This is a genomic window from Salinicola sp. (assembly GCF_982684285.1).
This window is the reverse complement of sequence record NZ_CEXLVS010000368.1, coordinates 1-2,765: the sequence shown is the minus strand read 5'-3', so window position 1 is coordinate 2,765 and position 2,765 is coordinate 1. Positions and strand designations below refer to the sequence as shown.

Here is a 2,765-nt window from a genome sequence, read left to right as displayed (position 1 = left end):
GGACGCACGTGTGCACCGACTGCGACTACGTCGACGGCGCGGGCGCCACCAACTGGGCCGCCCCCGAGACCAGGATCCCCCTGCGGACCCTGCTCGAGCGAATGCTGATCGACAGCGACAACACGGCAACCGACATGTTGATGCGAAGGGTTGGAGTGGAAGCGGTCAATCGCCGGGCGAGATCGTTGATGGACGAAGGGATCGGCCCGATTACCACCCTGATCGACGTGAGACGACATCTCTACGGCGTCTTCACGTCCAAGGCGCAATCGCTGACCGGCAGGCAACTGATCGACCTGCGACAGGCCGACTTCGGCGAACCGCGCCTGACCCGGCTCGCACAGTTGACCGATAGCCGACGGGAGCAATTTCCACCGCTCGATCTCGCCGCAGCCTACCAGCGCTATTACGCCACCGGGCTCAATTCGGGTCGGCTGGATCGCTACGCGGACATGCTGGAGAGGATCGACAAGGGCGAGGCGCTACCCGCCGCGGCCACCGCCACCCTGCTGTCGATCATGCAGCGTGCCGACACGGGCCATCGGCGCCTATCCGCCGGGTTCCAGCGGCAGTGGCCCTTTGCCCAGAAAACCGGAACCCAGTATGCGCGCTTCTGCGACGCCGGCATTCTCGACCCCGGGACACCGGGAGCGGTCGTCGTCGTCAGTTGCCTGCGGGGCGCGCCCTCGCGGCGGGAGGCCGAGCGCACCTTCCAGGCCATCGGTCGCGCGGTCGAATCCAGCGGCGTGCTGGCGCACGAGCGCTCCGCGGAAGACCACTGAACGTCGGTCACCCCCGCTTCAGTTCGTCCTGCACCGCCAGCTTGGTGCGAATGAAATCGCTGTGGGTCACGTAGAGCAGATCGGCCAGGCGGCGAATCCGGTGCTCCTCCAGGGCCGCCAGCTCGTGGTCGGCATAGGCCAGACGCCACATGGCGGCGATCAGCTCGACGCGCTGATCGTAGTCGTAGCGCTCGTTGAGCAACGACACGTACTGGAAGTGATCCACCGCCTCGTCGACCTGCCGCTGCGCCTGCTCGACCAGTTCGTCGACGGCGCCCTCGTCCAGCGAGAACTGCGCCATCAGCATCCGACGCAACAGGGCCAACTCTTCGGGATCGGTCTGGTAGTCGGCGCGCAGGATCTCGCTCAATAGCGCGGCGACCGCCAGCTGTGGCGTGATCACCTCCCGGCTTTCGGATTGTGGCGTGGCGAGGACGCGTTGAAAGAACTGCTGAACGGTATCAAGCATCGGTCAATCCCCTGCGGTGAACGGCGAACAATCGGGTAACGTTTTGACACCGATTGCACCAAAGGTTCGTCCGGGTGGGTCGCGCCCACGAAAAAACCCGCAGCCAGGGCTGCGGGTCCGATATGTCGTCAGCGTTTTCATGGCGGGCTGACATGGGCGCCGCGCTTCACGCCCCGTGGGCGGCGAGGAACTCCTCGGTCAGCTTGAGCTCGCTGTTGGAGTTGACACCGATACCGCGCGTCGTCACGTTCCTGGCGATCTGCTGCGCTTCGTCGAGGGAGTGCATCTCCGCCGTGCCGCACTGGTAGATGTTGAGTTCGGGGATCGACTTCTGGTCCGTCAGCGCCAGCACGTCTTCCATCGCCGCGTTCCAGGCTGCGCCCACGGTAGGTTCGTCGACCTGCCCGATCAGGCTCATGTAGAACCCGGTGCGGCAACCCATCGGCGAGATATCGATGATCTCGACGCCGTCGCCATTGAGATGCTGACGCATGAAACCCGCGAACAGGTGCTCGAGGGTGTGGATCCCCCGCTCGGACAGGATCTCTTCGTTGGGAATGCAGAAGCGCAGGTCGTAGACGGTGATATTGTCACCGCCCGGCGTCTTCATCTGCTTGGCGACACGCACCGCCGGTGCATTCATCTTGGTGTGGTCGACCATGAAGCTGTCGAGTAATGGCATGCCTTGCCTCCTTGTTGACGTGTCCAGACATGTGTCTACTTTAGCACGCTAACCGGCGCTGTCATGCGCCGACGCCGAATCGTCATCCGTCCAGTTCGGGGTAGTGACGGAACACGCCGCCCTCGTTGAAATCCAGCCGCCGGTCGGACGTGAGATAGGCGGCAAGCTTCGGTCGCTGACTGACACGATCGACCAGCGCGGTCACTTCGGGTATTTCCGGCTCCAGTCGCTCCATCGCCCGGGGGAAGGCATAACGCAGCCCAGTCACCACCTGAAACAGCGACAGGTCGACATAGCTGTGCGCCGTCCCTACCAGATAGGGCTCGTTACCGGCATTGGCCGCCAGCACACGTTCGAAATAGTGGAGGAACCTGGGCAGGCGCTCCTGAACGAAGACCCGGGCGCGCCGTTTCGCTTCGTCCTGTTGGTCCTCGTAGTAGAGCGAACTGCCGATTGGATGGTGGGTGTCATGGATCTCGGCGACGAAATCCGTCAGCGTCAACTGCAGCCCGTTGGCCCAGAAGCGGCCGGCCTCGTCCTCCGGCACCAACCCCAGCCGGGGTCCGAGAAACTGCAGAATGTTGGCGACGTGAGAGATGACCAGCCCGTCGGCATTCAACACCGGCGGCGCGAAATGCGGCTGCCCCAGGTCGCTACCGTGAATGAATTCACTGACGGCACCCGCGCCACCGCCCTCACCAGCGGACCGCTTGCCGACATCGATGTAATCCGCGCCGGCATCCTCCAGCGCTAGGCGAACGAATTCGCCACGACCGGGGATACCCGGCCAGTAATAGAGCTCGTAGGTCATCCGCTTCCCTCCTGGTGCAGG

The 2,765-nt window shown here is 63.9% G+C and carries 4 protein-coding genes; 1 reads left to right on the top strand and 3 read right to left on the bottom strand.

Features of this window, described 5'->3' with window-relative positions; all coding sequences use genetic code 11:
* The coding region (locus AC3AYF_RS19935; RefSeq protein ID WP_487780257.1) for a serine hydrolase at positions 1 to 782 on the top strand (782 nt) is incomplete at its 5' end.
* 7 nt (positions 783 to 789) lie between these two features.
* Here the strand turns inward: AC3AYF_RS19935 and AC3AYF_RS19930 are convergent.
* The 3 genes from AC3AYF_RS19930 to AC3AYF_RS19920 form a co-directional block, all read right to left on the bottom strand.
* Positions 790 to 1,251, bottom strand: coding sequence for a tellurite resistance TerB family protein (locus AC3AYF_RS19930; RefSeq protein WP_295039842.1), 462 nt, complete (start codon positions 1,249 to 1,251; stop codon positions 790 to 792).
* Between the two features lie 166 nt (positions 1,252 to 1,417).
* On the bottom strand, positions 1,418 to 1,933 hold the full coding sequence (gene luxS, locus AC3AYF_RS19925) for an S-ribosylhomocysteine lyase (protein ID WP_295039839.1): 516 nt from the start codon (positions 1,931 to 1,933) through the stop codon (positions 1,418 to 1,420).
* An 82-nt stretch (positions 1,934 to 2,015) separates the two neighbouring features.
* Positions 2,016 to 2,765, bottom strand: a 750-nt coding sequence (locus AC3AYF_RS19920; protein WP_487780256.1) for a glutathione S-transferase, incomplete at its 5' end; no start/stop codon positions are given.

What these genes read in the sequence shown, in the direction of transcription:
- AC3AYF_RS19930 (WP_295039842.1), bottom strand. Translation starts at nt 1,251, where the DNA reads ATGCTTGATACCGTTCAGCAGTTCTTTCAACGCGTCCTCGCCACGCCA.
- luxS (WP_295039839.1), bottom strand. Translation starts at nt 1,933, where the DNA reads ATGCCATTACTCGACAGCTTCATGGTCGACCACACCAAGATGAATGCA.